This window comes from Chromohalobacter sp. 296-RDG (assembly GCF_029889885.1).
Lineage (GTDB): Bacteria > Pseudomonadota > Gammaproteobacteria > Pseudomonadales > Halomonadaceae > Chromohalobacter.
Genome location: NZ_JARANY010000146.1, coordinates 1 through 2,381, shown reverse-complemented (window position 1 = coordinate 2,381; position 2,381 = coordinate 1). Strand labels below are relative to the sequence as shown.

The following is a 2,381-nucleotide window of genomic DNA, read 5'->3' as shown; positions in this document are numbered from 1 at the left end:
AACGATCTCCACGGTGAGCGCGTTTTCCGTCTCGATGGTGATTCGCGGTGTAAAGGCTGGGAACTGGATCTCCAGCACATCACCCACGCGAAGTGATGGCAAAGCCTCGGACTCCATATTCACTCCTGCTTGCAGAAAGCACCTGTTCATGCGTCACGCAGTGTCAGGCCTTCTATTGGCCGCAACGAATTTCGGCTTCACACGCGACCTCAAAATTCACCGAATTCGCAATGAAGCATAGCGAATGAGCTTTCTCATGAAGAGACTTCGCTAGTTCGCTATCGTCGTTTTCGCCGATGCTCACGATGGGCTTGAGTGTCACTTTATCGAAATGACCACCGCCACTTTTGGTCTCAATCATGCGACCTTCGGCGTTGTCCTCGTAACTCGACACCGTGATGCCGGCGTCAGCGCACAGATGTAGATACCAGAGCATGTGGCATGCTGAGAGCGAGCTCAGCAACAGCTCCTCAGGATTATAGCGAGACGAGTCTCCAAGAAATGCCGGATCCGCCGATCCGGCTATTATTGGTTTCTCACCGCAACTGATTTCATGGTCGCGCGAGAAGGCGCGATAGTTCTTCGTACCTTCGCCTGAATTACCGGTCCAGACGACGGTAGCGGAATAGTTGTGTTCACCTTTTTGTGGCATCGGTGGCTCCCCCCTAGATAAATGACTCGCTAGCGCCGTAACCAAATTGCGAAGCGGCAGCACTTTGGTAGTCAATTGCAGCGATTTTTTAGGCCAACCACGGTGACAGCGATTCGTTAGACATTCACCACCAATCTTGGCCACATTTCCAGCCATCGTTTGGACTTTATTCTGGCTTCGAAAGCCGTCCGCTTTGGTCTTTTTGAGTTCAAGGTGATGGTGAAGTCGAATAGCCGCTCAATACCGAAAGGCGCCACAATCACTGTCTCGCCTCTCTCATCCAACCTGGCCCCCACGGCAGTTTCCACCTCTACCCAGAAACTCATGGCATCTTCAATTGAAATGTACGGGTCGTCCGAATTCCGCCCGTGCATTCTTACCTGATTCTTCACCGACCATGGAAGCGTCGAAATGCTTTTTAAATCATCCTCAATTTCTCGGTCACGAGATTCACTACAATCGCGTGGATCGAAGTAAATCAAGTCAACGTCGTTCAGATCGGTCGCCGATGAAAACCCATGAAGATTATCCCAAGCCAAGTTTCTAACGAACCCCGCAGCGATGCACCACTCCGGCAACTTTTTCTCAGAAGCGATGGCAAGCGCCTCCATACGTATGGGATCGTGCGCCAGCCAATTCTTGATCTGTTCTTCGCAGGTCATATCGCTATCTGACATTCATTTATCAAGGAATAGAGGAACGATCATCGGTGATTCCTTTCAGTGAGCACCTGCCGGCTCGACGCCCTCAATACGCACGGCTTTGTATTAAAAATGAAACCACAGTGAAAATATCTCATCGCTATTTCCTTTACCATACATTCGCTTAACAGCTGATTTTAGCCGCGAGTACCTACAAGGCACTATCATCCTCACGCTTATAGTCATGAGACGAAATATAACCTTCGTAATGCTCGAAGTATTTTTCAACGCTAGACGCAACCAGCTTAAATTCAGAGTCTTCGCCTGTACCGTGCATAGGGAACAATTTTGCGTGCAGATGATCCACTCCGTAGCCCTCGAACATCATTCCCGTACGCGCAACACCATCCAATTTTTCATCGAGCAGAAGCGCTAAACGCTTTGAAGCCAGCACCAATGCTGTCACAACTTCATCATCTTGAGCGAACAAATAGCTTGGAAAATGGCATTTCGGTATGACCACTGAAAAACCAGGCGTATTGGGGTAAATAGAAAGAAACGCCACATGATCACCGTCCTCCCAAATCTTGTGGCATGGAACGTTACCTGCCACGATCTCGCAAAAAATACAGCTCATTTTTTTACCCTCAGATTTTCTGCATAGCGGTTGCAGCAGAGGCACGACGGCAGGTTGTCACTTGCATGCACTGGTCAGGAAAACTAAACCTCCCGCTCCATATAGTGAGTACCACCTTCAGTTTTGCAAATCCTGAACCCCCTTCGTTTATATAAATTTACTGCCGGGTTCTCGCAAAACACACGAAGCCGAAGTAGTTGAAACCCCGCTTGTTGGGCCAGCTCAAATGTATGATCTATCGCCTTTACCCCCACCCCTTGACGTTGCCAGCTAGGCTCGATTTGAAGGTCACGAATATAGTATGCCGCATTATCATGACTCAACCGAAGCACTCCAACTTGGCAGTCATTTATGACTATTTCGTAGCTCTCAAATTCGCACCAGTTCTTATCGAATGCTTTCTTATCCCAGCTAATCCCGAGTTTTTTGTAATAAGTTTCCATATTCCGTC

General features: G+C 48.6%; 4 protein-coding genes. All 4 read right to left on the bottom strand.

The genetic code is table 11. From position 1 onward, the window contains the following. Positions 1–172: 172 nt before the first annotated feature. Positions 173–652, bottom strand: coding sequence for an OsmC family protein (locus tag OP495_RS17245; protein ID WP_280570978.1), 480 nt, complete (start codon positions 650–652; stop codon positions 173–175). Positions 653–768: 116 nt separating this feature from the next. After that, positions 769–1,329, bottom strand: coding sequence for a nucleotidyltransferase family protein (locus OP495_RS17240; RefSeq protein ID WP_280570977.1), 561 nt, complete (start codon positions 1,327–1,329; stop codon positions 769–771). A 175-nt stretch (positions 1,330–1,504) separates the two neighbouring features. Next, the gene (locus OP495_RS17235; protein ID WP_280570976.1) at positions 1,505–1,930 is read right to left on the bottom strand and encodes an HIT family protein; all 426 of its coding nucleotides are present in this window, start codon (positions 1,928–1,930) and stop codon (positions 1,505–1,507) included. Positions 1,931–2,013: 83 nt separating this feature from the next. Next, positions 2,014–2,381 (bottom strand): GNAT family N-acetyltransferase (locus tag OP495_RS17230; protein ID WP_280570975.1); only part of this gene is annotated, 368 nt, incomplete at its 5' end.

Coding starts and splice junctions, on each gene's coding strand:
- OP495_RS17245 (WP_280570978.1), bottom strand. CDS start 652: ATGCCACAAAAAGGTGAACACAACTATTCCGCTACCGTCGTCTGGACC.
- OP495_RS17240 (WP_280570977.1), bottom strand. CDS start 1,329: ATGTCAGATAGCGATATGACCTGCGAAGAACAGATCAAGAATTGGCTG.
- OP495_RS17235 (WP_280570976.1), bottom strand. CDS start 1,930: ATGAGCTGTATTTTTTGCGAGATCGTGGCAGGTAACGTTCCATGCCAC.